At 64.4% G+C, this 24,830-nt stretch carries 19 protein-coding genes; 12 read left to right on the top strand and 7 right to left on the bottom strand.

The features are described from left to right. Nucleotides 1–6: 6 nt before the first annotated feature. Complete coding sequence (gene ggt, locus KWG56_RS06540) at nt 7–1,767, bottom strand: gamma-glutamyltransferase (RefSeq protein WP_244999675.1); 1,761 nt, start codon at nt 1,765–1,767, stop codon at nt 7–9. Nucleotides 1,768–2,107: 340 nt separating this feature from the next. On the opposite strand from ggt, the gene KWG56_RS06535 reads away from it, so the two are divergent. Further along, entirely contained in the window at nt 2,108–5,128 is a 3,021-nt protein-coding gene (locus tag KWG56_RS06535; protein ID WP_219354173.1) for a TonB-dependent receptor domain-containing protein, read from the top strand. A 73-nt stretch (nt 5,129–5,201) separates the two neighbouring features. Next, nucleotides 5,202–6,653 carry an amidohydrolase gene (locus KWG56_RS06530; protein WP_219354172.1) on the top strand — a complete coding sequence of 484 codons (1,452 nt, stop codon included), beginning with the start codon at nt 5,202–5,204 and terminating at the stop codon, nt 6,651–6,653. 72 nt (nt 6,654–6,725) lie between these two features. Here KWG56_RS06530 and KWG56_RS06525 read toward each other — a convergent pair whose 3' ends face one another. Continuing rightward, entirely contained in the window at nt 6,726–8,759 is a 2,034-nt protein-coding gene (locus KWG56_RS06525; RefSeq protein WP_219354171.1) for a TonB-dependent receptor, read from the bottom strand. 302 nt (nt 8,760–9,061) lie between these two features. On the opposite strand from KWG56_RS06525, the gene KWG56_RS06520 reads away from it, so the two are divergent. Further along, nucleotides 9,062–9,787 carry a DOPA 4,5-dioxygenase family protein gene (locus KWG56_RS06520; RefSeq protein WP_219354170.1) on the top strand — a complete coding sequence of 242 codons (726 nt, stop codon included), beginning with the start codon at nt 9,062–9,064 and terminating at the stop codon, nt 9,785–9,787. Between the two features lie 91 nt (nt 9,788–9,878). On the opposite strand, the gene KWG56_RS06515 is transcribed toward KWG56_RS06520, so the two are convergent. Then, nucleotides 9,879–11,192, bottom strand: coding sequence for a dipeptidase (locus KWG56_RS06515; RefSeq protein ID WP_219354169.1), 1,314 nt, complete (start codon nt 11,190–11,192; stop codon nt 9,879–9,881). Further along, the gene (locus KWG56_RS06510; RefSeq protein WP_244999674.1) at nt 11,192–13,450 is read right to left on the bottom strand and encodes a TonB-dependent receptor domain-containing protein; all 2,259 of its coding nucleotides are present in this window, start codon (nt 13,448–13,450) and stop codon (nt 11,192–11,194) included. Before KWG56_RS06510 ends, KWG56_RS06515 begins: the two co-directional genes overlap by 1 nt. Nucleotides 13,451–13,660: 210 nt before the next feature. Between KWG56_RS06510 and KWG56_RS06505 the strand changes: the two genes are divergently transcribed. Then, nucleotides 13,661–14,023 carry a DUF3088 family protein gene (locus tag KWG56_RS06505; RefSeq protein ID WP_219354167.1) on the top strand — a complete coding sequence of 121 codons (363 nt, stop codon included), beginning with the start codon at nt 13,661–13,663 and terminating at the stop codon, nt 14,021–14,023. Nucleotides 14,024–14,618: 595 nt separating this feature from the next. Then, a complete protein-coding gene (locus KWG56_RS06500) occupies nt 14,619–15,812 on the top strand; it encodes a dipeptidase (protein ID WP_219354166.1) in 1,194 nt (397 codons plus the stop codon). 51 nt (nt 15,813–15,863) lie between these two features. On the opposite strand, the gene KWG56_RS06495 is transcribed toward KWG56_RS06500, so the two are convergent. After that, a complete protein-coding gene (locus KWG56_RS06495; protein ID WP_244999735.1) occupies nt 15,864–17,873 on the bottom strand; it encodes an acyl-CoA dehydrogenase in 2,010 nt (669 codons plus the stop codon). Continuing rightward, entirely contained in the window at nt 17,854–18,105 is a 252-nt protein-coding gene (locus tag KWG56_RS18745) for a hypothetical protein (RefSeq protein ID WP_244999673.1), read from the bottom strand. The genes KWG56_RS06495 and KWG56_RS18745 overlap by 20 nt, the downstream gene beginning before the upstream one ends. Before the next feature lie 225 nt (nt 18,106–18,330). Between KWG56_RS18745 and KWG56_RS06490 the strand changes: the two genes are divergently transcribed. The 4 genes from KWG56_RS06490 to KWG56_RS06475 all read left to right on the top strand — a co-directional run bounded on the left by KWG56_RS06490 (nt 18,331) and on the right by KWG56_RS06475 (nt 21,682). Continuing rightward, the gene (locus tag KWG56_RS06490; RefSeq protein WP_201097735.1) at nt 18,331–18,480 is read left to right on the top strand and encodes a hypothetical protein; all 150 of its coding nucleotides are present in this window, start codon (nt 18,331–18,333) and stop codon (nt 18,478–18,480) included. A 58-nt stretch (nt 18,481–18,538) separates the two neighbouring features. After that, the gene (locus tag KWG56_RS06485; RefSeq protein ID WP_219354164.1) at nt 18,539–19,909 is read left to right on the top strand and encodes a class II 3-deoxy-7-phosphoheptulonate synthase; all 1,371 of its coding nucleotides are present in this window, start codon (nt 18,539–18,541) and stop codon (nt 19,907–19,909) included. A gap of 151 nt (nt 19,910–20,060) precedes the next feature. Beyond that, nucleotides 20,061–20,642, top strand: a complete 582-nt coding sequence (locus KWG56_RS06480; protein WP_219354163.1) for a prephenate dehydratase domain-containing protein — start codon at nt 20,061–20,063, stop codon at nt 20,640–20,642. 317 nt (nt 20,643–20,959) lie between these two features. After that, nucleotides 20,960–21,682 carry a chorismate mutase gene (locus KWG56_RS06475; protein WP_244999672.1) on the top strand — a complete coding sequence of 241 codons (723 nt, stop codon included), beginning with the start codon at nt 20,960–20,962 and terminating at the stop codon, nt 21,680–21,682. A 58-nt stretch (nt 21,683–21,740) separates the two neighbouring features. Here KWG56_RS06475 and panC read toward each other — a convergent pair whose 3' ends face one another. Then, nucleotides 21,741–22,607 carry a pantoate--beta-alanine ligase gene (panC, locus tag KWG56_RS06470; protein WP_219354161.1) on the bottom strand — a complete coding sequence of 289 codons (867 nt, stop codon included), beginning with the start codon at nt 22,605–22,607 and terminating at the stop codon, nt 21,741–21,743. Nucleotides 22,608–22,682: 75 nt separating this feature from the next. On the opposite strand from panC, the gene KWG56_RS06465 reads away from it, so the two are divergent. From KWG56_RS06465 to KWG56_RS06455, 3 genes are all read left to right on the top strand, one after another. After that, entirely contained in the window at nt 22,683–23,339 is a 657-nt protein-coding gene (locus KWG56_RS06465) for an SPOR domain-containing protein (protein ID WP_219354160.1), read from the top strand. Between the two features lie 118 nt (nt 23,340–23,457). Then, nucleotides 23,458–24,294, top strand: a complete 837-nt coding sequence (locus tag KWG56_RS06460) for a division plane positioning ATPase MipZ (RefSeq protein ID WP_219354159.1) — start codon at nt 23,458–23,460, stop codon at nt 24,292–24,294. Between the two features lie 19 nt (nt 24,295–24,313). Further along, nucleotides 24,314–24,736, top strand: coding sequence for a J domain-containing protein (locus KWG56_RS06455; protein WP_219354158.1), 423 nt, complete (start codon nt 24,314–24,316; stop codon nt 24,734–24,736). Nucleotides 24,737–24,830 lie beyond the last annotated feature (94 nt).

The following is a 24,830-nucleotide window of genomic DNA, read 5'->3' as shown; positions in this document are numbered from 1 at the left end:
CGGGCTTCAGCGGACGCCCAGCGCCAGGGCGTCGGGGCGGCGCGTGTCCACGGCGCCGAGGAAGCGATCGCCCTCGATCATGATGGACTGGGTGCTGCCCATGGTCATGGACGGGCGCACCGTGTGGCCGCGCTCACGCAGCAAACGCTCCACGTCGGGCGAGAAGCCGCCTTCCAGCTCCAGCGGGCTGTCGCCGCCACCCTGGTTCAGGCGGGGCCGCATCGCCGCCTCTGCGATGTTCAGGTTGTGGTCGATGACGTTCGAGATCAACTGCACCATCGTGGCGATGATATAGCCGCCGCCTGGCGTCCCGGTGACCAGCCAGGGCTTGTCGTCCTTGAACACGATCATCGGCGTGATGGTCGAGCCCAGCCGCTTGCCGGGGGCAGGAGAGTTCGGCTCGTCGCGCGTGCCCCAGCTGAAGTTGTCCAGATGGTTGTTCAGCAGGATGCCGGTGCCGACCGGCGCGACGTGCGCGCCGTAGGAGTTGGACAGGGTGTAGGTGTTCGACACCGCGTTGCCGTGGGCGTCGGCGACCGAGAAGTGGGTCGTGTCGCGGCTTTCATACGGATAGGGATTGCCCTCGGGAATGTCCTCGGCCTTCAGGCTGCGGTCCAGAGCGATCAGCTTGACGCGCTCGGCGGCGAAGGCCTTGCTGGCCAGGCCCTGGGCGGGGGTGTTCCACTGCGGCGCGCCGCCGATCAGGCGACGATCGGACGAGGTGATCTTCATCGCTTCGGAGATCAGATGCAGGGTGTCGACGCTGCCCCAGCCCATCGACTTCAGATCGAAATGCTCAAGCAGGTTCAAGGCCTCGGCCACGCTGACGCCCGATGCGGTGGGGGGCATGAAGGCGATCGGGGCGCCGCGATAGCTGCCCATGATCGCTTCGGACACATCGGCGCGATAGGCGGCCATGTCGGCCAGGGTGATCACGCCGCCCTGGGCCTGGATTCCCGCCACGATCTGGTGCGCCAGTTCGCCCTTGTAGAACTCATCCGCACCGCCGCGCGCCACCTTGCGCAGGCTTTCCGCCAGCAGGGGTTGGCGGAAGACTTCACCCGCCCGATAGGGGCTGGCGTCGGGTTTCAGATAGGCTTCGCGTGCGCCGGGATCGGTGGCCAGAACGCGGGCGCGCCCGCCGGTCGCATCGGCTTCGCCGTCAGTCAGGACATAGCCGTCTTCGGCCAAGCGGATCGCCGGGGCGATCAGTTGCGCCCAGCTTAGCGAACCAAAACGCTGGTGGGCTTCCCACATCCCCATGACCGTGCCGGGCACGGCGACATTGATGAAGCCCGAGGGTTTGGTGCGGTCGAACTTGCCATCGGCAGCCAGCAGCAGTTCCGGCGTCGTCGCGGCGGGCGCCGTGCCGTAGTAGTTGATGGCGATGTCTTGAGCCGGTCGGTCGGCGGTCGCCGCCATATGGACCAGCATATAGCCGCTGCCGCCGATATTGCCGGCGCGGGGCAGGGTGACCGCCTCGGCGAAGGCGATGGCGATGGCGGAGTCCACGGCGTTGCCGCCCTGGCGCAGGATGTCCACGCCGACGCGCGTGGCCAGATCGCTTTGGCTGGCGACCATGCCGCCGCGTCCAACAACGGGGCTGTGAATCTGGCCATAACCAACGATATCGCCGCCGCTGCCAGCGCCGGGATGGACGACGGCGCGAGCAACCTGGGCCTGAGTTGGCCCGGTCAGCAACATTACTGAAACAGAGATCGCCGTCGCGGTTTTCACCGCCCGGTCAAACAGTACGCGTTTCGTCACAATACGCCCTCATTGTCTCGTGCATGGCCATGCTTACGCGGCAAAGCTGTGGAGCTCAAATTTGCAAATTTAGCGATAGCATTGCTGAAAAAGTCGATTCAAGCACAGTTCGCGAAATCCTGCTGCGCTCTTTATCGTATAACGACAATATTTATTCTGCAAAGCTTGACGCGGAAAGTGTGACACATTCTAGTCCGAAATGAGGCAATTCACTCGGGTGGCGGGCTCCACAATCCCTCGTTGCTTTCAGTTTACTGTCCTTTGAAAACGACATTTCAGAAACGGTCGCGGGCATCGAGGGGATACTGCGCCCGGTTCACAGTTTGGGGGTTCCTAGTTTATGCGTTCATTCAACGTGCGTTGCGGCGTCAAGGCGGCCATGCTCGCCACCACCGCCCTGTTCGGCTCAGGCGTCGCCATGGCTCAGGAAGCGGACTCTGGCCCTGTCAGCCAGGTCGATGAGATCGTCGTCGTCGGCTCTCAGATTCGCGGCGCCAAGGTCACGGCGGCCTTGCCGGTCACGGTCGTCGGCGAAGAACAGATCCTGGCCACCGGCGCGACTTCGGGCGATGAGCTGCTGCGCTCAATCCCGCAGATGGGCGACGTGACCTTCAACTCCAGCTATCTGCCTGCGACCTCCAACTCGGCGCGCGGCGACACCGGCTCGGTCAACCTGCGCAACCTGGGCATCGGCAACACGCTGGTGCTGTTGAACGGCCGCCGCGTCGTCGGCCACCCGACGTCTCAGGCGAATGAACACCTGGTTCCGGTCCTGACCTACAACACCAACGCGATCCCGGTTTCGGGTCTGAAGCGTCTTGAGGTCCTGCGCGACGGCGCCGCCGCCATCTATGGCGCGGACGCGGTTGCGGGCGTGGTCAACACGGTGCTGCGCGACGACATGAACAGCTGGACCGTCTCCAGCCAGTACGGCGCCGCCGAAGGCACGGGCATGCGGGAGTTCAACTTCTCGCTCTACGGCGGCAAGGACATCGACGACGGCCGGGGCAACGTCTCGTTGTTCTTCAACTATGACCATCGCGACGAGATGACGACGTTGGACAAGCCGTACACGGCGTCTGACGACAAACGTCCTCTGTTCGAGGGCACGGGCTTTGAAAACAACTCCAGCCTTAATGGTCTGTCTTCGCTGACCCCCTGGGGCCAGTTCACCCTGGCGAATCGGGCGACTGGCCAGTTCGGCGGTCAGAGCTTCACCACCTTCACCATTCAGCCTGACAATATTGCAGGCTGCGCTGCTGCTCTGGGCGATGGCCTGTGCCTGAAGAAGACGACCACGGTGGACGCAGCGCTTCGCGGCGACACGGCGCAGGAAGATCTGACCGTGATTCCGGAGGTTGATCGCTTCAACCTGTTCCTGACCGGTCGCTACAAGATCAACGACTCGGTCGAGGCGTTCGGCGAACTGGGCGTCTATTACGCCAAGTCCCATGCACGTCAGGCGCCGATCAACACCCTGTCGTCAGTCGTCATGACCATCCCGGGCTCGAACTATTACAACCCCTTCAAGCAGGACGTTCTGCTGACGGGGTACCGGTTCAACGACATGGGCCCGATCAATGTCGATGTGACCAACCAGCAGTATCGCTTCCTGGGCGGTCTGCGCGGCGAATGGCGCGGCTGGAACTGGGAGTCGGCGCTTCTGTGGTCCGAAGCCTCGGCCAAGGACGTGTCGGACAACATCTCGACCACGCGTCTGGCGGAATGGGCGGCCAAGTCGACTCCTGACGCCTACAACTTCTTCAACGGCGGTGACCGCGTCCATCCGCGTTACGGCGACGCGACGCCGTCGAGCCAGGCGGCGCTGGATGCGATCCGCGTCGACATGGTCCGCAAGACCAAGACAGAGCTGGGACTGTGGGACTTCAAGATTTCGCGTCCCGATCTCTTCACCCTGCCGGGCGGTCCGGTCGGGGCTGCATTCGGCATCGAAGCCCGCACCGAAACCCAACTGGATGATCGCGACAGCCGCATTGACGGCACGATCCGCTACACCGACAAATCGGGCGCCGTTTACAGCGACCTGATCAACTCGGCGGAAAACCCGGACACCTATGGCGAGCGTGACGTCTTCTCGGCCTATGCCGAGTTTGCCGCGCCTCTGGTTTCGCCGGAGATGAACGTGCCGTTCGTGCACAATCTTGAGGTCCAGGTCGCCGGCCGCTTCGAACACTATTCGGACTTCGGCGACGTGGCTAAGCCCAAGATCGCAGCCGCTTGGGATATCGTTGACGGCTTCCGGCTGCGCGCGTCATGGGCGCAGGGCTTCCGGGCGCCGAACCTGGAGCAGATCAACGCCACGGTGATCACGCGTTCGAACAGCTCGAACGATTACGCCTATTGCGAAGCGCTGATCCGTCGTGGCGCGATGACGAACATGAACCAGTGCGGCGCGTCCTATACGCCGCCGACCAGCTTTGCAGATGCGGCCAGCATCAACACCAACCATGTGCGCAAGCTGACGGCCGAACGGCGCTCGGGCAATCCGAACCTGCAGCCGGAAGAGTCTGAAACCACGTCGTTCGGTGTTGTGATTCAGCCGCGCTTCCTGCCGGAGCAACTGGGCAACTTCACCTTCACCGCCGACTGGTGGAAGGTTGAACAGACCGGCATGGTCGGCCTGTTCCGTGGCCAGAACGCCCTGATCCTGGACTATCTGCTGCGCAAGAACGGCAGCTTCAATCCGAACGTCGTGCGCGCCGATCCCACGGCGGCCGACAACATCATCTACGCAGGTACGGGCCTGACAACGGCAGGTGAAGTCCAGTACATCACGGACGCCTACACCAATCAGCAGCCGCAGACGGTTGAGGGGCTGGACCTGGGGGCTATGTGGAACCTGCGCGGCACCAAGTACGGCGATTTCAGCCTGAACCTGAACGTATCCCACCTGATCAAGTACTACCTTGAATCAGCGCCGGGCATGCAGGAGCTGATGGCGGCAAAGGCGTCGGGCGCGATTGATCCGGCCATCACCTTCGGCGGTCGCACGGGCAATCTGATCGGCGATTTGGGCCGGCCGGAATGGAAGTGGTCGCTGTCCGGCAGCTGGCGTTATCAGAACGTCACCGTGGGCGCCTTCACCCAGTACATCTCGGACCTGAACGATACGTCTCTGGTCAACTCGGCGGGTGATTTCTGGACTGTTGAATCGACGCTGACGGCGAACCTGTACGGTGAATACGAGTTCGATGGCGGTCGTCTGTCGAACACGGCTGTGCGGGTCGGCGTGCGCAACATCACCGATGAGCAGCCGCCGCTGTCCGGCGCGGGCTATGTCGGCACCGTTTACCAGCCCTATGGGCGCTACTGGTACGTCAGTGTCCGCAAGTCCTTCTGATCCGAACTGACTGTCTCGGGCGGAGAGCGGTGACGCTCTCCGTCCCATCTGCCTGTGTTTTCTGGAGTTCTCGATGAAACCTGTTTCGATGCGCGCACTGGCGCTCGCCGCCGCTCTCGCCGGACTTGCCGCTCCGGCGGTCGCCGCCGAACTGACGCCTCAAGCCAAGACCCAGATCGTCGCCGCCGTTGATCGCAACCAACCCGCGCTCGACCACGCCGCGCTCGAAATCTGGCGTTTCGCCGAGTTGGGGTATCAGGAAGTCCAGAGCACGGCCTTGCTGCAAGGTCAGCTGCGCGAAGCGGGGTTCACCGTGACGCCCGGCATCGCAGGTGAGCCGACGGCCTTCCTGGCCAGCTTCAAGAACGGCGCCGGACCCGTCATCGCGGTTCTGGCCGAGTTCGACGCCCTGCCAGGACTGTCCCAGACCTTGAGCCCGGTTCAGGAGGCGGCTGGCGCGGCGGGCGGGCATGGCTGCGGCCATAATCTGTTCGGCGCCGCCTCGGTCCAGTCGGCCATCGCCGTCAAGGAGTGGATGGTCGCCAACAACATCAAGGGCGAGTTGCGCGTCTATGGCACGCCGGCGGAAGAGGGCGGCTCGGGCAAGGTCTATATGGTCCGCGACGGCCTGTTTAATGATGTGGACGTGTCGATCCACTGGCATCCGGGCAACGTCAACAGCGCCCGTCAGGGCGACACTATGGCCAATGTTTCGGGCAAGTTCCGCTTCTACGGCACGGCGGCCCACGCGGCGGCGGCGCCGGACAAGGGGCGGTCGGCGCTGGATGGCGTCGAGGCCATGAACAACATGGTCAACATGATGCGCGAGCATATTCCGGACCGCACCCGCATCCACTACGTCATCACCGACGGGGGCAAGGCGCCCAACGTCGTGCCAGCCTATGCCGAAAGCTATTATTACGTCCGTCACACCGATCCCAACATCGTTCGCGATGTGCTGGAGCGGGTGAAGGCGGCGGCTGAGGGCGCGGCCATGGGCACCGGCACACGTGTCGAGTTCGAAGCCATCGGCGGCGTCTATTCCATGCTGCCGAACGAGGCCCTGATGCATGTGATGGACCGCAACCTGCGCAGCGTCGGCGGCATCACCTGGACGCCTGAAGAAATCGCTCTGGCGACGGAGATCCAGAAAAGCTTCCCGGTACGTCCGCCGCTGTCCAGCGTCGGCGAGATCGAGCCTGCTGTGATCGGCGGCGACTTCGGCGGTTCCACCGACGTATCGGATGTCAGCTGGGTCACGCCGACGGTCGGCCTGTCGACGGCGACCTTCGTCCCGGGCTCGGCGGGTCACAGCTGGCAGAATGTCGTGGCTGCGGGCTCGTCCATCGGGCTGAAGGGCGCGCACTTGGCCGCCAAGACCCTGGCGCTGACGACGGCGGAACTGTTCCAGAGCCCTGATGTGATCGCCCAGGCCAAGGCTGAGTTCGAACAGCGCCGTGGTCCGAACTTCCAGTACCGCGCCCTGCTGGGCGAGCGTTCGCCTGCATTGAACTATCGCGACTAGCACCGGGGCCATCGTGAATTAGAAAGGGCGGCGTCGATTTCTCGACGCCGTCCTTTTCGTTTCGTCTGACGGTCAGAACCGGTAGGCGACGCCGACACGCAGGTTGCGACCGGCCATCGGGGCGATGTCTTTCAGGAAGGACACGTGTTCGCGCGCCTCTTCGTTGGTCAGATTTCTGGCTTCGGCGAAGATCGTCACGTTGTGATCCGTCAGCGGACGCCAGGCGGCGGCCAGGTTCAGCAGCGTGTAGTCGTCGGTCGGCAGTTCGTAGGCATTGGCGACCCTATCCTGTTCGCCGACATGGCGAACCTCGATGCTGGCGTCGAACGGCGTGGAGGTCAAGGCCAGTCGTCCGGTGACGGAGTAGGGCGGGATGCGCGCCGCTGGACCCAGGTCCGTCTGGGCGTGGACGAAGTCTGCCGCGCCTTCCAGCGACAGCTTGCGGTCGCCGCTCTCCCACAGGGAATAGGCGCCCTCCAGTTCGAAGCCATAGAAGCGGGCGTCGGTCTGGACGAACTGGAAGATCGGGAACTCTTCACCTTCGTAGAGGTAGTCCGCGCCGGTGGCGCGCTCGTCGATGAAGCCGTTGTACCAGGAATGATAGACGTGCAGGTCGCCGGTGAAGCGTCCGCGGTCATAGTGGACGGTTCCCTCCAGCGTATTGACCTTCTCGCTGTTCAGATTGAGGTCGCCGGTCTCGTAGGCGGCGGTGGCGATGTGAACGCCGTCCGCGAACAGTTCAACCTCGCTGGGCGCGCGTTCGTTGTGGGCCAGGCTGAGGCCCAGGAACAGACCGGGGGCGGGGCGCAGGAAGCCGGCGACCGACGCGGACCAGTTGTTGAACTCGCGGTTCACCTGACTGACGCCGCCGATGGGTGTGGCGCTGAGTTCGCGGCGGTCGTAGCGCAGGCCGCCCTCGAAGCCGTAGTGGGCGCGGTCCAGGCGCTGAACCGTATAGACGCCTAGTTCGTCGATATCGACGGTGGGCACGAAGGCCTCTTCGCCGATGGCTTGGAAGTTGCGCGACAGGCCCTGAACGCCGACGGCGCCGTTCCAGCCGTTGCGTTCGCGCTGAACCAGATCGGCGCGCCCTTCCCAGCCGTCTGAGTTGAAGATGGTGCCGGGTTCGCCGACATCCTCGAACTCGGTGTGGGTGTATTTGGCATGGCCGTAGGAGCCGCGCAGGGCCGAGAACGGGCCGTCGTCAAAACGGTATTCGCCACGGACGTCGTAGCGCTCCTGGTTCAGTTTGATGAAGACGTTCTCTTCCGCCACCGTGCCGTATTCGCTGTCGGTGTCCTTGTAGGAGGCGCCGATATAGCCCTTGTCGATGATGTAGGAGCCGCCGACGCCCCAGGCGGTCAGGTCGGTGTAGCTGTTGGGCTGGGTTCCGCCGGGACCGCGATCGATGCCGTCAGCCTCGGCCTTGCGGGCGGATATAGCGGGTGAGGGGATGTCGTAGTCGCTGGTCTTGCGGCGCACGCCATCCAGATTGAAGGCGAAGTGACCGCTTCCGACAGTGACGCGGCCAAAGCCGCTGCGCCCGTCATCGACGCTGGAGACCTGGGTTGAAACGACGCCCGACAGGCCGCCTTCGGGGATCTTGGTCGGGATGCGGTCGTCGATCACGTTCACGACGCCGCCGATGGCGGAGCCGCCGTAAACCAGTGTCGCCGGTCCACGGATGATCTCGATCCGACTGGCTTCGGCCGGGTCGGTGGCGACGGCGTGGTCGGGCGAGACTGAGCTGGCGTCGATCAGGCCGATGCCGTTGGTCAGCACCTGAACGCGCGGGCCTGACAGGCCGCGAATGACAGGACGGCTGGCGCCCGGCGCGAAGTCTGTCGAGCGGATGCCCGGGCGGTTGCTGACCAGATCGCCCAGCGAAACGGCGGGCGAAGTCGAGAGCGCCTGCTGGTCGATGACGTCAGTGGCGATAGTGGTCGCGCGCTGGCTGATGCCGTAGGGCGCGCCGGTGACGATCACGTCGTCGACAGTCGCTGTCTGGGGCGGCGGCGTTGCGGTCTGTGCGGTGGCGGCGCCCGATAGCAGGGCGGATGCGGCGACGCCGAGAAGAAGTGCGCGCGAGGGGGAGGTCATACGCATGAGGAGGAGGACTTTCACCAGAAGGTGTGTCAGTTATGAGATAACATCACATATCGTCAAGCGTCCCCGACACGCCAGCGAAGCTTTTCTTATTTCATGTGTCGATCAAGCCAGGCGGCTGACAGTTTTCCTAAAGTCAGGTCAGAAGTTCTGCATTGCAGCATGGCGCCCAGCGCCTACTTAGGAACCCTTGTTTTCTCGGGGGCTCATATGCGTATGAGCAATGAACGGACGCTTGTTAAGGCTGAAGTTTTAACGGTATCGCACCGCCCTGACAGCGGCCGCTAAGCCAGAAGAAGCTCATGTCAAAATCATCCGATACTCGCAGATCCGCCGAGGCAGAAACCGATCAGGACTGGGCGGATCTGCTGTCTCCTGGTCGTCGCAATCTGCTGGTCGGTTCCGGCCTGGCCGTGGCCGCCGGTCTGGTCGCCAACGCAGGCGTCGCCCAAGCCCAGGCTCAGGCCCAGGGCCGTGCGCCGCGAAGCGGCGCTGCGGCTGCGCCTTCGACGCCTCGCAACGCCACGGGCCGCAGCCCCTGGGGGTATGAGACCTACAAGGAACCGGCGGCTCAGCCCGTCAGCGTTCGTCCCGGCGAGCAGACGTTGCCGTCGCTGCCGCGCGCCTACACCGACATCAAGAGTTATCACGCCCACATCTATTTCGACGAAGACACCTACGAAAAGGCGGCTCTGCTGCGGAAGTGGGCGACCGAGCGTTTCCCCGTCGAACTGGGCAACTGGAACCTGGAGCCGCGCGGTCCGCACGTGACGCCGTCGTTCTATTTCGGGTTCAGCAACGAACTGCTGCCGACACTGGTGCCGTGGCTGCAGCTCAACAGCCTGGGTCTGACGATCCTGCTGCATCCCAACACCAATGATCCGCGCGCCGACCATCTGTACTATGCGTTGTGGGTCAACCGCGCGCAGCCGGTGAACGCCTACAGTATGGCCTCGCACGTCAGTGATGACCGGATCGAGGTCATCTTCCCCAATGTGACGCCGTCGGTGCCGCTGGAGACGACCTGATCCATAAATAGAAAAGCGCCGCTGCATCACTGCAGCGGCGCCGGAATGTTCAGAGCCGGGGCGTCGGATGCGACGCCCCGGCTTTTCCGTTCTAGCGACGGGGTGCGGGCTTCAGGGATGCGGCGTAGTCCTCGGCCTGTTTCAGCAGGCGCAGGGCGTTGCCGGACCAGATGGCGGCGAGGTCGGTTTCCGAATAGCCCTCGGCCAGCAGGCGCTCGGTGATGCGGGGCAGGGCGGCGACATCGTTCATGCCGGTCACGCCGCCGCCGCCGTCCCAGTCGGCACCGATGCCGACATGGCGCGGCCCCGCGACCGCCAGAATGTGCAGCAGGTGCAGGATGTAGTCCTCAAAGTCCGCCTGGGTCGCCGGATGGACGCGGTTCAGTGCGCGCAGTCGCTCGACATAGGCTGTGCTCTGCGCGGGAGTGCGATCTGCTGGCGCGCCGAACTCGGTGCGCAGAGCAGCCAGCGCAGCGGCGCGTTCAGGCGTATCTGGCAGAGCCTTCAGATAGGCGCCCAGCGCATTGACCTGGATCACGCCGCCAGAGGCCGCCAGACGGCGCAGGCGCTCGTCGTTAATGTTGCGGGCATGGTCATAGATGTCGCGCGCGCCCGAGTGGGACAGGATGATCGGCGTTGGCGAATAGGCGATCAGTTGGTCGAAGACTTCGTCCGAGGCGTGGGAGGCGTCGATCACCATGCCCAGCTGATTGGCTTGCGCCACCATGCGGCGCCCTGCGGGGCTGAGGCCATGCCAGCGCGGACCCGCAGGATCGGTGGCGGAATCCGCCAGCTCATTGTTGGCGAAGTGAACCAGACTGATCATGCGCAGACCCTGATCATAGAAGGCCTGAACCTGATCGGGACGGCCCGTCAGGGGGTAGGCATTCTCCATCGAGATGAAGACGACCCGCTTGCCTGCCGCAGCGATCGGAGCAGCGTCCGACGCCTTTAGCGCCAGGCCGAATTTGTCTGGATGGTCAGTCGCAAGGGCGCGAATGGCGCGGATGCGTTCCTGGGCCACGGCCAAGGAGGCGGCGGTGGCTTCGGGCGTCAGCGGGCCTTGCGATGAATAGACGGCCCACCAGCCGCCATCCAGCCCGCCCTCGACCATGCGTGGATAGTCGACCTGCGACCCATCCTCGACGCTGTGGCGATCCAGAATGCTCCAGCCCGGCTTGACCAGGTTCATCGGCGTATCGAGGTGGGTATCCAGCACCAGCAAACGCTCATGCAGCGCATGAACCTCGGCGGACACAGGCGTCGCCGTCGCCTGGGCCGATGCGGTTCCGCCTGCCGCTAGAATAAGACCGCCCAGGGCGGCTCCGATAAGGGCGGCTTTACGAGATGCCGCTGTGGACGTGTGCAGGGCGTGGCGAAGCGACGGAAACTTGGATCGGATCATCAGAAACTCGTTGTAAGCGAGACCTGCACCGTGCGGGGCGGGCCGGGACGGAAGGTGGCTGGGGTGTTCACAGTCGTTGTGATGGTGCCCAGGTAGTCTTCATCGAGCAGATTATCGACATTAAAGCGTAGCCTTAAATCGCGCGCTGGACCAATGGACCAATTATCTCCGAAATCGACATAGGCGTTGACGATTGTATAGCCCCTGACGGTCTCGGTGTTGGTGAAGTTCGAAAAGCGCTCACCGATGTGGCGGGCCGACACGTTGGCCACGATCCAGGACGTCGGCTCGATGGTGACGCCGCCCTGTATGATCCATTCGGGACTGTCGGGAACAGTGTTGCCGGAGATGACCAGCGGTGCGCCCGTTACAGGGGTGAAACCGGGAAGATCGTTCTTGAACTCGACGACATTGTAGCTGGCGTTGGCGTTGAAATAGACGAAACCACCCAGGCCTTCGGGTTTCCAGGTGCCGCTGAACTCGGCGCCGTGGGCTTCGACCTCGCCCACGTTCTGGAAGAAGCTTTCGGTGACGCCGCTGCCCGGTACTGTGACGGCATAGGACTGAAGCCTGTTGTCGAAGTTGGTCCGGTAGAGCGCCAGTGCGGCGTTGAAGGTGGGGCGGTTCGTGCGGACGCCCAGTTCCCAGTTCCTGGATATTTCGGCGTCCGGCGTCTTGGCGTTCGGACTGGCCAGGGCGAACACATCGTCAGCGCCGCGCGGCAGGGCAAGGTTCTCGGCATACGAGGCGAAGATCTGGTCCGTGCGCGTCAGGTTCCAGACCAGCCCAACATTGGGCAGGAAGCTGTCAGACCAGTTGTTGGTGATCGAGGGCTGGCGGCGGTTTATATAGTCGGCGGGGTTGCGATAACCGCTGATCGTGTAGTCGATATCCAGAGCCTTGACGCCCAGTTCGATTTTCAGGCGGTCATCCAGCAGGCTGATCACGTCCTGAATGAACAGCTGGCGTGTCTCGCGCGTCGAGACAAAATCGCGCTGGCGGTGAACCGGCTCGTTCTTGAGCAGGGCGCCGTCGGGGCTGCCGCCTGCCTGATTATAACGGGCCTGGGTGCGGTGGTAATCGTCGGTTTCGATCCACGCGCCAGCCGTCAGGCGGTGCGCCCCAAGATCCCAGACGGCCCGTGCGACGGCGCCTTTTCTGTCACCAGATACTTCCGACAGACCGTATTGCAGACCCTTTGGCGCAACAAGGTCCGTCAGGATCAGGCGTTCGGCGTTGTAGCTTGTCAGCGACGTCGCATAGGCTTCTGGCGAGACGCCGTAGCCCTTCTTGTCCTCGTAATAGGCTGTGCCTTCCAGGTGAAGGGTGTTCGACAAGGGGAGTGCGCCGGACAGGCGGTATAGGATGTCCGTGCGGCTGTTGATCGCCTGCTTATAGTACTGATTGTAGAGCGGGTTCGAGTAGATGACGCCCGGCGCCGTTTGGGCCAGTACGGGCACTTCGCCCAGATAAGCGAAGTTGCGGCCGCTGCGCCCGAACGCGTCACCAGCTATGCCGTTGTACTGGGCCTTGGTGATGGCGGGCGCATCGTAGTCGAAATAGTCGTTCCAGGTGATGCCGAAGGTTGCCTCGGCGCCATTGGCTGCGCGGTAGCGTAGCTTTCCTTCGGCATGTTCGCGGTTGATGTCGCCGGGCCCGCGCCAGAGGTCGGCGGAGAATTTGGAGTAGCTGGCGTAGGCGGAGAACGGGCCATGCTCACCGCTGTCGATACGCAGGAAGCCACGACGCAACTGGTCGCTGCCTGCTGACAGGGTGGTGGTCACGCCGAAGTTTTGGGCGGGATCGATCGTGACGTATTGGACGATGGGTCCGAGCGACGCGTAGCTGGGCAGGGTGACATCACCAGCGCCTTGGGAGGCCGTGACGCGCGCCAGGTTCTCATTCTCGACGTAGCGGAAGATTGGGCTGCCGCCGAACTGGTCTGACCGCCCCATCGGGGCACCGTCCAGCACGAAGCCGATCTGCTGGAAGTTGAAGGCGCGAACTGACACGGAGTTGCCGAACTCGTAGAGGCCGAGTGCGTCGTTGGCCTGAACATTGAAGCCAGGAAGACCTTCCAGCATCTTCAATCCAGAAACGCCTGCGGGCGCCGACAGCAAGGCTTCGCGTGTGATCGATATCGTGTTTGAGACCTGATCCGTGCCGATGGCGACTGCGGCCTGTGAGGTGCGTTTGCCGGTGACGACGACGTCACCCAACTGGTGCGTGGCGTCCTGAGCATTCGCGATGCCCGTCATCCCACCCAGTGAGGTAGCCAAGGCCGTCAGGGCAGTGAAGGCTCTAAGTCTGTGTAGTCGCTGTGGTTGTTGCATTGCGGTCCCCCTCAGGTCCAATTTCGGCGGGGACTGTCCAGCGCGCAGCGTTGATGGGGCAAATGAGATCGCTGCACGGACGGTATAGATTTTCTGAGGTTGAGCGATGCGCCCGCCTTGGGGAGAGATGCAGTCATGACAGACGCCATCCCCCAGCGCGCCGATCTCTTTCTTCTCACGCCCGGGTTCGAGGACCCGGCTTTTCCGGGTGCGGTCTATTTCGACCGCTACTCTGCATTGCTGGAGGGGGTGCTGCACTCCTATCCGCATCTGGAGGAGCGCATCCGGGTGCATCGGATTGCATTTGAACGTCCGCGTGCTGCGGTGGCGGCCTTGGCTGGAGAGCAGCATCAGACCCTGCCGCGCCTGGTGCTGCCCGTGGGCGTGACAACGGAACAGCCGGGTCCGACCCATGCGGACAGGCGTTCGGTGGCGGGTGCGGGGGCGATCATCGCCTGCCTGGTGGAGTTGTATGGGATTGCGCCGCCCCATCCATGACGGGGCGGCGCTGAAATCAGACTGAATGCTTTTGAATCAGGCTGTGGCCTGACCAGACTGCCGTTGTTGACCAGCGGTCCTGGGGACGTGAATCGTCCAACCGCCGCGCGCCGCACATGACACCGGAACCCGAATGCGGTCGCACGGCTGCTGGCTCGTCGAACGGTCGGAAGAGGCGGTGTTCTGGATGCGCATAAGGGGCTCCCATTGGCTGTGGCGCATCATCATCAAGCGCCGACTGGCCCGCCGCGGACAAGCAAGATCGTCTGACGGTTCGGCAGCAAATCTAAATGTCTGGGATGGCCGAGGCTGGAGACTTTCTGCCGATGCCGTCAGCGTTTCTGTCGGGATTTAAGTGAAGGGAATATGTATCAAGGGTTGTGTTCGTCCTTGACGATCATTCTCGAACTGGGCCGCGTCCACTATCCCCGGGCGCGGCCTTTTTGTTTCTGCAGCGTAGGATGAGGTTCAGCAGAAACGCTAAAGCGCTGCGGCATCCTTCTGGCGCGCCAAACGCCCAGCCCCCTGCCTAACCTCGTCTTCGAAACCTGGTTTGGAGGAGGTCGTAATGGCGATCACACGGGCGATATCATTGGTGACAGCAGTCAGTGCTCTGGCACTCTTGAGCGGTGCGCCGGTCTGGGCGCAGGCGCAGAATGCCGAGGCGGTGCACAGGGCGGCGCTGGTGCTGGATGGGCACGCCGACGTGCTGCTGCCCAGCACGCCCGAGCGATACTATCTGCCCAATCACGGATCACGGGTGGATCTGGATCATCTGACGCGCGGCGGGGTGGATGCGGTGGTGTTGTCGGTCGCGGTGGGTCCGGGACCGCGCGATGCGGCAGGCCAGCGCGCGGCGAGGGCCGAGGCTGATGAGAAGCTGGCCAAGATCAAGGCGTTTGCAGCCGACAATCCGCAGCGCGTCGGCATCGCCCTGAGCGCGGACGACGTCACGCGTCTGGTGGGGCAGGGCAAGGTCGCCGTGATCATCGGTTTCCAGAATGCTCGGTCGATCGGTGACGATCTGAGCCAGATCGACACCTTCTATCGTGAGGGCGTGCGGGTGTTCGCCTTCAACCACGCGGGCCACAACGCCTTCTCGGACTCGTCGCGGCCTGTCGATCAGCCGGTGGCGGAGCATCACGGCCTGTCGCCAGTAGGTCGAGCAGCGGTGGCCAAGCTGAATGACCTGGGCGTCCTGATCGACGTATCGCAGCTTTCCAGCGAGGCCCTGGCTCAGACCCTGGCCCTGACGCGGGCGCCGGTCGCGGCGACCCATTCGAACGTGCGGGCCTTGATCGACAGCACCCGCAACCTGTCGGACGCGGAACTGGACGCCATCAAGGCGAATGGCGGCATTGTGCAGCTGACGCCGTTCAACTCGTATCTGACGCAGGTGGATGGCCGCACCCGCCCGGCCATCAGCGCCTTGCGGGTTCAGTATGGTCTGTCGCCAGAGTTTTCTGCGCCGAACGACGGTTATGGCGGACTGGGCGACCGTCAACAGGCCTTCCTTGATGCGCTGAACCCGCTGTTGCCGCGCGCGACCGTCAGCGATTATGTCGACCAACTGGACTATGTCGCCAAGCGGATCGGCTGGGATCATGTCGGCGTCGGCACCGACTTCAATCACGGCGCCGGGATCATTGGCTTCGACAGTGAGGCCGAGGCGCCGAACGTGACGCGTGAACTGCTGCGTCGCGGCTATACGCAGGAGCAGATCAACGCGATCTGGAGCGGAAACTTCCTGCGCGTGCTGCGCGCGGCGGAGGCGGCGCGACGCGCCTGATGCAGAATGGCGGGGCGCACGGCAGACTGCCTATGCGCCCCTGCCTTCGGCCTATTCGGCGGCTGCGGCCAGGCCCGGCGAGCGGCGGACCCGTGCGAGTTCGTCCGGCGCAAAGTCGTCGACAGCGATAATCTCAGCGACGGCTTCATCGGCGGCCTGAAGCTGTTCGATCTCACCCTTCGACAGCAGGCCCTGGTCCAGCGCATCGCGCCAGTCGCGGATGCGTTGGCGTTTCAGGCGGTCGTGGATCGGTTGCGTCTGGACCACCAACTCGAACGCGTGCTCCAGGCGGCCGACGGCCTGTTCGCCGATATAGACGTTCTCGGTCAGACGATCCCGCGTCGCGGACGGCTCCATCAGCAGGGCGGCGCAGGCGCGCACGGTCGCGTCGCGCGGACCCGAGCGGATGACCCCGAACGGCAGGACGAACACCTTCAGCAGCCAGGCGGCAGGACGGCTGGGGAAGTTGTCGAGGATCTCCTTCAACCGACGCTCGATGGTCAGGAAGCCTTCCTGCATCACATAGTCCACAAGGGGCAGGTCGGCGGTCTGGCGTCCTTCGTCCTCCCAGCGCTTCAGCGCGGCGCTCATCATGTAGAGCTCGGACAGGATGTCGCCGAACCGGGCGGACAGCATCTCCTTGCGCTTCAGTTCGCCGCCCATGGTCAGCATCGCCATGTCTGACGCCAGGGCGAAGGCGGCGGCGTAGCGGCCCATGCGGCGATAGTAGCGACGCGCCGGTCCCGACTGGGGCGCGGCGCCGAAGCGACCGTCCGTCCAGGCGCTGGTGAAGGCGCGGCGGGCGGTGCGCAGGCTGTGGACGACGTGGGTCCAGAAGACGGCGTCGAACTGGGCGAGGCCGCGCTCCATGTCCTGATCGGCCAGCGCCTCCATCTCCCTCAGGATGTAGGGATGAGCCCGAATGGCGCCCTGACCGAACACGATCAGGCTGCGGGTCAGGATATTGGCGCCCTCAACCGTGATCCCCACCGGGACGGACCGATAGAAATTGCCCAGATAGTTGCTGGGGCCGTCAATCACCGCCTTGCCGGCGTGGACGTCCATCGCGTCATTGGCGGCGGTGCGCATCCGCTCGGTCGCGCCCTGTTTCATGATGGCGGACACCACGGACGGATGATGGCCAAGGGCCAGGCCGGAACAGGTGAAACGGCGCGCGGCGTCCAGCAGATAGGCGTTGGCGGCGATGCGGGCCAGGCGTTCCTGCACGCCCTCGAATTGACCGATGGGGATGCGGAACTGCTGTCGGACGCGGGAATAGGCGCCGGTGGTGCGGGCGGCCAGGGCTGCGCCTGCCGCAGACAGGGAGGGCAGGGAGATGCCGCGCCCGGCGGCCAACGCGGCGTTCAGCATCATCCAGCCCTGGCCGATCCGTTCCGGGCCGCCCAGAATGGCGTCCAGCGGCAGGAATACATCCTGCCCTTCGTTCGGCCCGTTGATGAAGGCCTGCATCGACGGCAGGTGGCGGCGCCCGATGGTGACGCCAGGCGTGTCCGTCGGGATCAGGGCGACAGTGATGCCCAGGTCTTCCTCGCCGCCTAACAGGCCATCGGGGTCGCGCATCTTGAAGGCCAGGCCAAGGACGGTGCTGATGGGCCCCAGGGTGATGTAGCGCTTCTTCCAGTTCAGCCGCATGCCGAGGACCTTGCGGCCCTCATATTCGCCTTCGCAGATGACGCCTTCGTCGGTCATCGACGCGGCGTCTGACCCGGCCTCAGGACTGGTCAGGCCGAAGGCGGGAATATCGCGGCCGTCGGCGAGACGCGGCAGCCAGCGTTCACGCTGTTCCTCCGTGCCGAATTTCATCAGCAGTTCGCCGGGGCCGAGCGAGTTGGGAACCATCACCGTCACCGCAGCAGCGACCGACCGCGTGGAAATCTTACGCACCACCTCCGAATGGGCGTAGGCGGAAAACTCCAGTCCGCCATAGGCCTTGGGGATGATCATCCCCAGGAACTTCTCGCGCTTGATGAAGTCCCAGGTTTCCGACGACAGGTCCATGTCCTCCCAGGTGATCTTCCAGTCATCCAGCATGGCGCACAGCTGTTCGGTCGGGCCGTCCAGGAACGCCTGCTCCTCTGCGGTCAGGGTGGCGGGGGGGAATGGCCAGAAAGGCGTCCCAGTCCGGCGCGCCGGTGAACAGCTCGGCATCCCACCAGACATCGCCCGCCTGAATGGCCTCGGCCTCTGTCGCCGACATCTCAGGCAGGACGGTTTTGGCCCAGGCGTACAGGGGGCGGCTGAGATATTCGCGTCGGATGGATGTGGCGGACATGTTCGGCTCCATTTCGATGGAGAGACAACGAGTCCGGCGACGGGAAGGTTCAGGCGTCAGGCCTGCGACCTATCGCGTAGAGGGCGATGCACGCCGTCCGCCGGGCTTTTCACGCCGATGTTGAGAAATATCGGTCGGCACAGTCGCGTGGTGCGGCGAATCCATCCGTTGTGTACGGATGTTCCTGTCGCCATCTTGCGATCAGACCAACGAATGGAGACGCCGATGGCCCGTAAGCCGAACTACAGTTTTGAGCGCCAGGAACGTGAGCGGGCGGCGGCGAAGAAGGCGGCGGAGAAGGCGGCCCTGAAAGCCGAGCGAAAAGCCGAGGCGGCGGGCGAAAAATCACCGCCAGAGGACCAGTCGGCGGATTAAAGCAATATCTGTCCCTGTTTCCGTTGTTTGATGCGCTGCGAAGCCTTATTCTTGCGCGATGACACGCTGGACCCCCGAAAGTTGGAGAACGAAGACCGCCCTGCACATGCCGGCGGACTATCCGGATCCTAAAGCGCTCGCAGCCGTCGAGGACGAGCTGCGCGCCCTGCCGCCCCTCGTTTTCGCAGGCGAAGCCCGCCACCTGACGTCGAAGCTGGCGCAGGTTGAGCGGGGCGAGGCCTTCCTGCTGCAGGGCGGCGACTGCGCCGAGAGCTTCAAGGAGTTCTCGACGGACAATATCCGCGACACCTTCCGTCTGATCCTTCAGATGGCGGTGGTGCTGACTTTCGCCGGCCGCAAGCCGGTGGTGAAGGTCGGCCGCATCGCCGGTCAGTTCGCCAAGCCGCGTTCGTCGCCGCTTGAGGAAATCGGCGGGGTGGAACTGCCCAGCTATCGCGGCGACATCATCAACGGCATGGGCTTCACGCCGGAAGAGCGGATGCCTGATCCGCAACGCCTGATCCGCGCCTACAACCAGTCGGCCTCGACGCTGAACCTGCTGCGCGCCTTTGCGGGCGGCGGCTATGCGGACCTGTACAACATCCACCGCTGGACCTTGGGTTTCGCGGGCGATAACGCCGCGGGCGCCCAGTACCGCGAACTGGCCGACAAGATCACCGAGGCCCTGGCCTTCATGGAAGCTGTCGGCGTCACGCCTGAAACCCACCCGGATCTGAGCCGGGTCGAGGTCTTCACCAGCCACGAAGCCCTGCTGCTGAACGTCGAAAGCGCGCTGACGCGTCTGGACGGCGGTTCTGGCGAATGGTTCGACACTTCGGCGCACATGCTGTGGATCGGCGAGCGCACCCGTCAGCTGGACGGCGCCCATGTCGAGTTCATGAAGGGGATCAAGAACCCCATCGGCGTGAAGTGCGGACCGACGATGACGGCAGACGATCTGCTACCGCTGATCGACGCCCTGAATCCCGACAACATCTCGGGCCGTCTGACCCTGATTGGCCGCTTCGGCCATGACAAGGTCGGCGAGCGTCTGCCCAAGCTGATGCGCGAAGTGAAGGCGTCGGGCCGCAAGGTCATCTGGTCCATCGACCCGATGCACGGCAATACGCTGAAGGCGGGCAACGGCTACAAAACCCGTCCGTTCGACCGCATCCTGGGCGAAGTCCGCACCTTCATCGACGTGGCTGAGGCTGAGGGCGTCCACCCTGGCGGCGTCCACCTAGAGATGACGGGCCAGAACGTCACCGAATGCATCGGCGGCGCCCAGGCGGTGACCGAGGACGACCTGTCCAACCGCTACCACACCCACTGCGACCCGCGCCTGAACGCCGATCAGGCGTTGGAGCTGGCCTTCCTGGTGGCCGAACGCCTGAAGTCGGGCCGAGTGAACCAGTCGGCTGCGGCCTGACGAACTGAAGAAAACCGCCTGACTTCGGTCAGGCGGTTATCCCGCCCGGCTTGTCGCGACCGAGCGGGCGCCGCAAAGGCAATCTGTTGTGGACGCGATGCGGCCACAACGTCGGTCCTTTGTAAGGACTGGCGCGCATCCAGGACCGATCATGACCGATACGCCTTCACCCGCTGATGAACCCGCCTACGCCCGCGTGGCGTTTCAGGGCGCGCTGGGCGCCTTCAGTCATGAAGCCTGCCTTGCGTTGCGCCCTTGGGATGAAGCTGTGCCCCACGCGACCTTTGCGGAAGCTCTGGCGGCCCTGACGTCTGGTGATTGCGACATGGCGCTGATCCCGGTCGAAAACTCCAGCATCGGGGCGGTCGAACCCGCAGCGACGCTGGTGCGCGAGTCGGGTCTGGCGGTGCTGGCGGACGTCTGGCGTCCTATCCGTCATGCCCTGATGTCGGTTGAAGGTGCGCGTCTGGCGGATATCCGATCGGTCGAAAGCCATCCCATCGCCCTGGCCCAGTGCGCCGCCACGCTGAAGGGCATGCACCTGAAGATCATCGAACATTTCGACACCGCAGGCGCCGCGCGAGATGTCGCCGAAGCAGGCGACGCCACGCGGGCGGCGATTGCGCCTGTCGGTGCGGCTGAGGTGTATGGCCTGTCGATCCTGCGCAACGATTTGCAAGATTCGAGCGATAATCGGACGCGTTTCCTGCTTTTGGGCGTGTCGCAGGGTTGACTGCGCATAGTCTTTGCGTCCTTTAAGGCCGCTCGGATCGCAAACGATCCTGAATAACCGGACCCGGACCCATGTCCCGCCAGCGCGCTCTTTCTGTTTCTTCCGACCGTATGCGCGCGGTTGCCGGCTATTATTTTGGCTACGGCTTTTACGGCTTTCGATACGCCGGCTGAGGCGTCGGGCTTACTTCGCTCCTGACAGTCTCACCGGCGACCGTTCTGGATCAGAGCGGCTGTTCGCCCCTGCACATCGAAATTCCCCCATGCTGAAAGCCCAATCCAATGCCGAATTCCAACGTCCAACAAGTGTGGCCTGACGTGGCCGATCTGACCCCCGAGCAACAGGCTCTGGCCGCCCTGCGCGCCGAGATCGACAGCATCGACGATCAGATACTGAACCTGTTCGAACAGCGTCTGGCCGTCGCCGCCACGGTCGGTCGCGCCAAGGACGCCCCCACCGGCCCGCACACCAAGCTGCGGCCTGACCGCGAGCAGACCGTCCTGGCGCGGATGCTGTCCAAATGCCAGCCCGAGAACGCCGAGGCCGTCGAGCATCTGTGGCGTGAGATCGTCGGCTGGGGTCTGGCCCGACAAGGCCGTCTGCAGGTCCAGGTCTGGGCGCCGATCGAGCCGACCCGCGCCTATGACGGCGCACGCCTGCGTTTCGGCGCCGCCGCCGACATCCGCATGGTCCGCGATCCGCAGAAGGCGCTGGCCTTCGCGGCGGAGGGGCACGGCATTGCTGTTCTGGCCATCAACACCGAAGACGCCTGGTGGATGGGCCTGCGTCGCGAATGGTCGATGCTGAGCGTATTCGACGGTTACGGCGGCGAGACGCCGACGTCTCTGGCGGTGGGCAAGATTGATCCTCCGGCCCTGCCGACCGGCCGCCGCGTTGTGGTCACCGCTGGCGGGGACGCAGGCGACGGCGGCGGCGCACGTCGCTGGGGCCTGAACACGCACCACGGCTGGACCATCGCCCTGACGGACGCCGAACTGGCGCCGGGCGATGCGGAAGGCTGCGTCGGCGCAATCGGTTAGGCCGCGCCTTTGAACTGAAAAAGGGCCGCATCCGGCGACGGGTGCGGCCCTTCGGCTGTCAGGCGCCGACGGCCATATTGTCGATCAACCGCGTCTTGCCCAGCCAGGCGGCGGCCAGGATGCGGGCCGGGGCGTCGACGATGTCGTCCCTGAACGGCGTCAGGTCTTCGGCGTGGCGGATGGTGGCGTAGTCGACGCGGTCGAACCCTGCCTTCAGCAAGGCGGAATAGGCCTCACGCTCGACGCCGGGCAGGGGGCGTCCCGATGCGGCCTCATCCGCCGCCTTGCGCAGGATCAGGTTCAGACTGCGCGCCGTGGCCAGTTCCTTTTCGCTGAGATAGGCGTTGCGCGAGGACAGTGCGAGGCCATGCTCATCCCGCTCGGTCGGGCTGCCGATGATCTCGACCGGCAGGTCCAGGTCACGCACGAAGCGGCGGATGACCATCAGCTGCTGGAAGTCCTTCTCGCCGAACACGGCGACGTCCGGCTGGGCCTGATTGAACAGTTTGGTGACCACCAGGGCCACGCCGCCGAACATCTGGGGGCGGGCGTCGCCTTCCAGGCCCAGCGCCGGGCCAGAGACGGCGATGCTGGTGGCGAAACCTTGCGGGTACATCTCCTCCACCGTGGGGGCGAACATCAGGTCGCAGCCCGCGCCGGCCAGCAGGCGGGCGTCTTCCTCTTGCTGGCGTGGATAGCGGCCCAGATCCTCGTGCGCAGCGAACTGGGTGGGATTGACGAAGTTCGAGGCCAGAACACGGTCGGTGCGACGTGCAGCCTCCCGCACCAGGGTCAGGTGGCCTTCATGCAGGGCGCCCATGGTGGGGACCATGCCGACCCTCAGCCCCTGTCGTTTCCAGTCGCCGACGATCTGGCGCAACTCGGCGACGGAGCGGGCAACGGGCAGGGACGGGGCGTCAGTCATGGTGAAGCGATTAACCTTCAAGTTTAAGCCTGTTCATGCACCAGACTTCAAAGTCTGGAGACTAGGGTGGTGCTTATGACGCCCGCACAAGCGACACGTCCAGTTCTGATCGCCCTGGCCATGACCTGGGGGGCGATGCTTGCCGGTTGCGGCGTCGTTGAAAATCCGCAGCGTTTTCACGCCATGGCCGAACAGGTGGCGGCGATTGACGTGTCAGGGGGCGGCAAGGCCGCGCCGCACAGCAACTCAGCCGCAGAAGCGGGGCTTCGTGCCGGCCGGTTCTCGCCTTTACAAGTGTCGCTGATGGACCCGCATGAGATGTGGGATGCACGCGACGCCCAGTCCGACGGACTGCGCAGTGGTTTCAGCCCGTCGCAGCGCGTGATCACAGCACCCGCCGAGCCGATTGTCGAACAGGCCGAAATCGTCCGCGCGGTGATCCGCGAGCCGGTCCAGCCGCTGGAGGCCCCCGTGCTTCGCCCCGCTGTTGCAAAGGTTGAAGGCCGCACCATCCAACTGGGCGCCTTTTCCAGCGAGGCTGGCGCGCGCGAGGCGTGGGCGCGGCTGAGGACCAGGGATGAACTGGCGACCCTTTCGCCTGTGTTTGAAGGGGTTGAGGTCAACGGGCGCAACCTGACACGGCTGAAGGTCGGGCCGATCCCGGCGGAAACGGCTGTGGCCGTCTGTCACGCTGTTCAGGTCGCCGACGCCTGGTGCGCGCGTCAGGGCTGACATCGTCCACAGGCTGGCGTTAAGGTTCCGTTGACGTTTGCCGCCAGGAAGCCGAATCTGCGCCCATTGAGGGTCGCGCCGAATTTGAGTCGCGTCGACCGGCACAGAGGATTTCCTCATGACGCAGCCACATGTGATCGTTCTGGGCAACGAAAAGGGCGGGGCGGGCAAGTCCACCCTGGCCATTCACATTGTGACGGGCCTGCTGCACGCGGGCCGGACGGTCGCCATCATCGACCTGGACCTGCGCCAGCGGTCCATGCAGCGCTTCTTCACCAATCGGCTCAGCTGGGTGGAGGCCAACGGTCATACGCTGCCGCAGCCGATGATCCCGGACATGGGCGATGGCAAGGTGCTGGCCAAGGCGTCGGTTGATGAGCAGATCATCGCCTTCGAGCGGGCGTTTGACGAGGCGGTGGCCCAGGGCGTCGAGTGCATCCTGATCGACACGCCCGGCGGCGACACGGCGGTGTCCAGCGCCGCGCACGCGCGGGCGGACCAGATCGTCACACCGATGAACGACAGCTTCGTCGACTTCGACCTGCTGGGCGAGGTGGATCCGGTGTCGCTGGAGCTGTTGAAGCCGTCGATCTATTCTGAGAGCGTTTGGGAGGCGCGCAAGGTCCGCGCCATCAGCCAGGGCCGCAACGCCACCATCGACTGGCTGGTCGTCACCAACCGTCTGGCCGTTGCCGAGGCGCGCAACCGCAAACGCCTGGAAGAACGCATGAACAAGCTGGCCAAGCGGGTCGGCTTCCGCGTCGGGCCGGGCCTGCGCGACCGGGTCATCTATCGCGAACTGTTCCCCTTCGGTCTGACGGTGGCGGATTTGTCCAACGACATCCGCCCCGTGGCGGTGTCCCTGGCCCACGTCGCGGCGCGCCAGGAGCTTCGCAACCTGATGAAGGCCATGGGGCTGGAGCAGGCGATGCAGCCGCTGGACGTCGCCGCCTGAAAGGCGGACTGAGCCGTTTATGGGATTGATCTGGGTCGCCCTGGCGGGGATCGCCGTCTGGGCGCTGGTGCGGCTGGGCCGACAGACTGAAAAGCCGCGTCGCGGGCACTGGCGCGTAACGGCGACCCTGCTGGGCGCGGTGATGGTGGCTGGCGCGGTGCTGGCGGCGTCGCACGGCGCATGGCTGGCGGCGGCCGGACTGGCGGGCGCGGGCCTCTATGTCATCTGGTCATCGCGGATGCGGCCTGTCGTGCGGTCTGAGCCGATCAGCGAGGCCGACGCGCGGTCCGTGCTGGGCGTCGGGCGAAACGCCACAGAGGCGGAAATCCGCACAGCCTGGAAACGCGCCATGGCGCGCGCGCACCCCGATCAGGGCGGCACCGAGGGGCTGGCCATGCGGGTCAACGCCGCGCGGGACCGGTTGTTGGGCAAGACCCGCTGACCCTGATCGCCGTGCGGCAGAAGGATTTGGCTTCTGTCGCGCGTTGCCCGACTCTGCCCATCCGGGTAGAGCGTTCGGCTTCTCCCGCCTGACC

This window comes from Brevundimonas nasdae (assembly GCF_019395145.1).
Taxonomy (GTDB): domain Bacteria; phylum Pseudomonadota; class Alphaproteobacteria; order Caulobacterales; family Caulobacteraceae; genus Brevundimonas; species Brevundimonas nasdae.
This window is presented reverse-complemented; position numbering and strand designations above follow the sequence as displayed.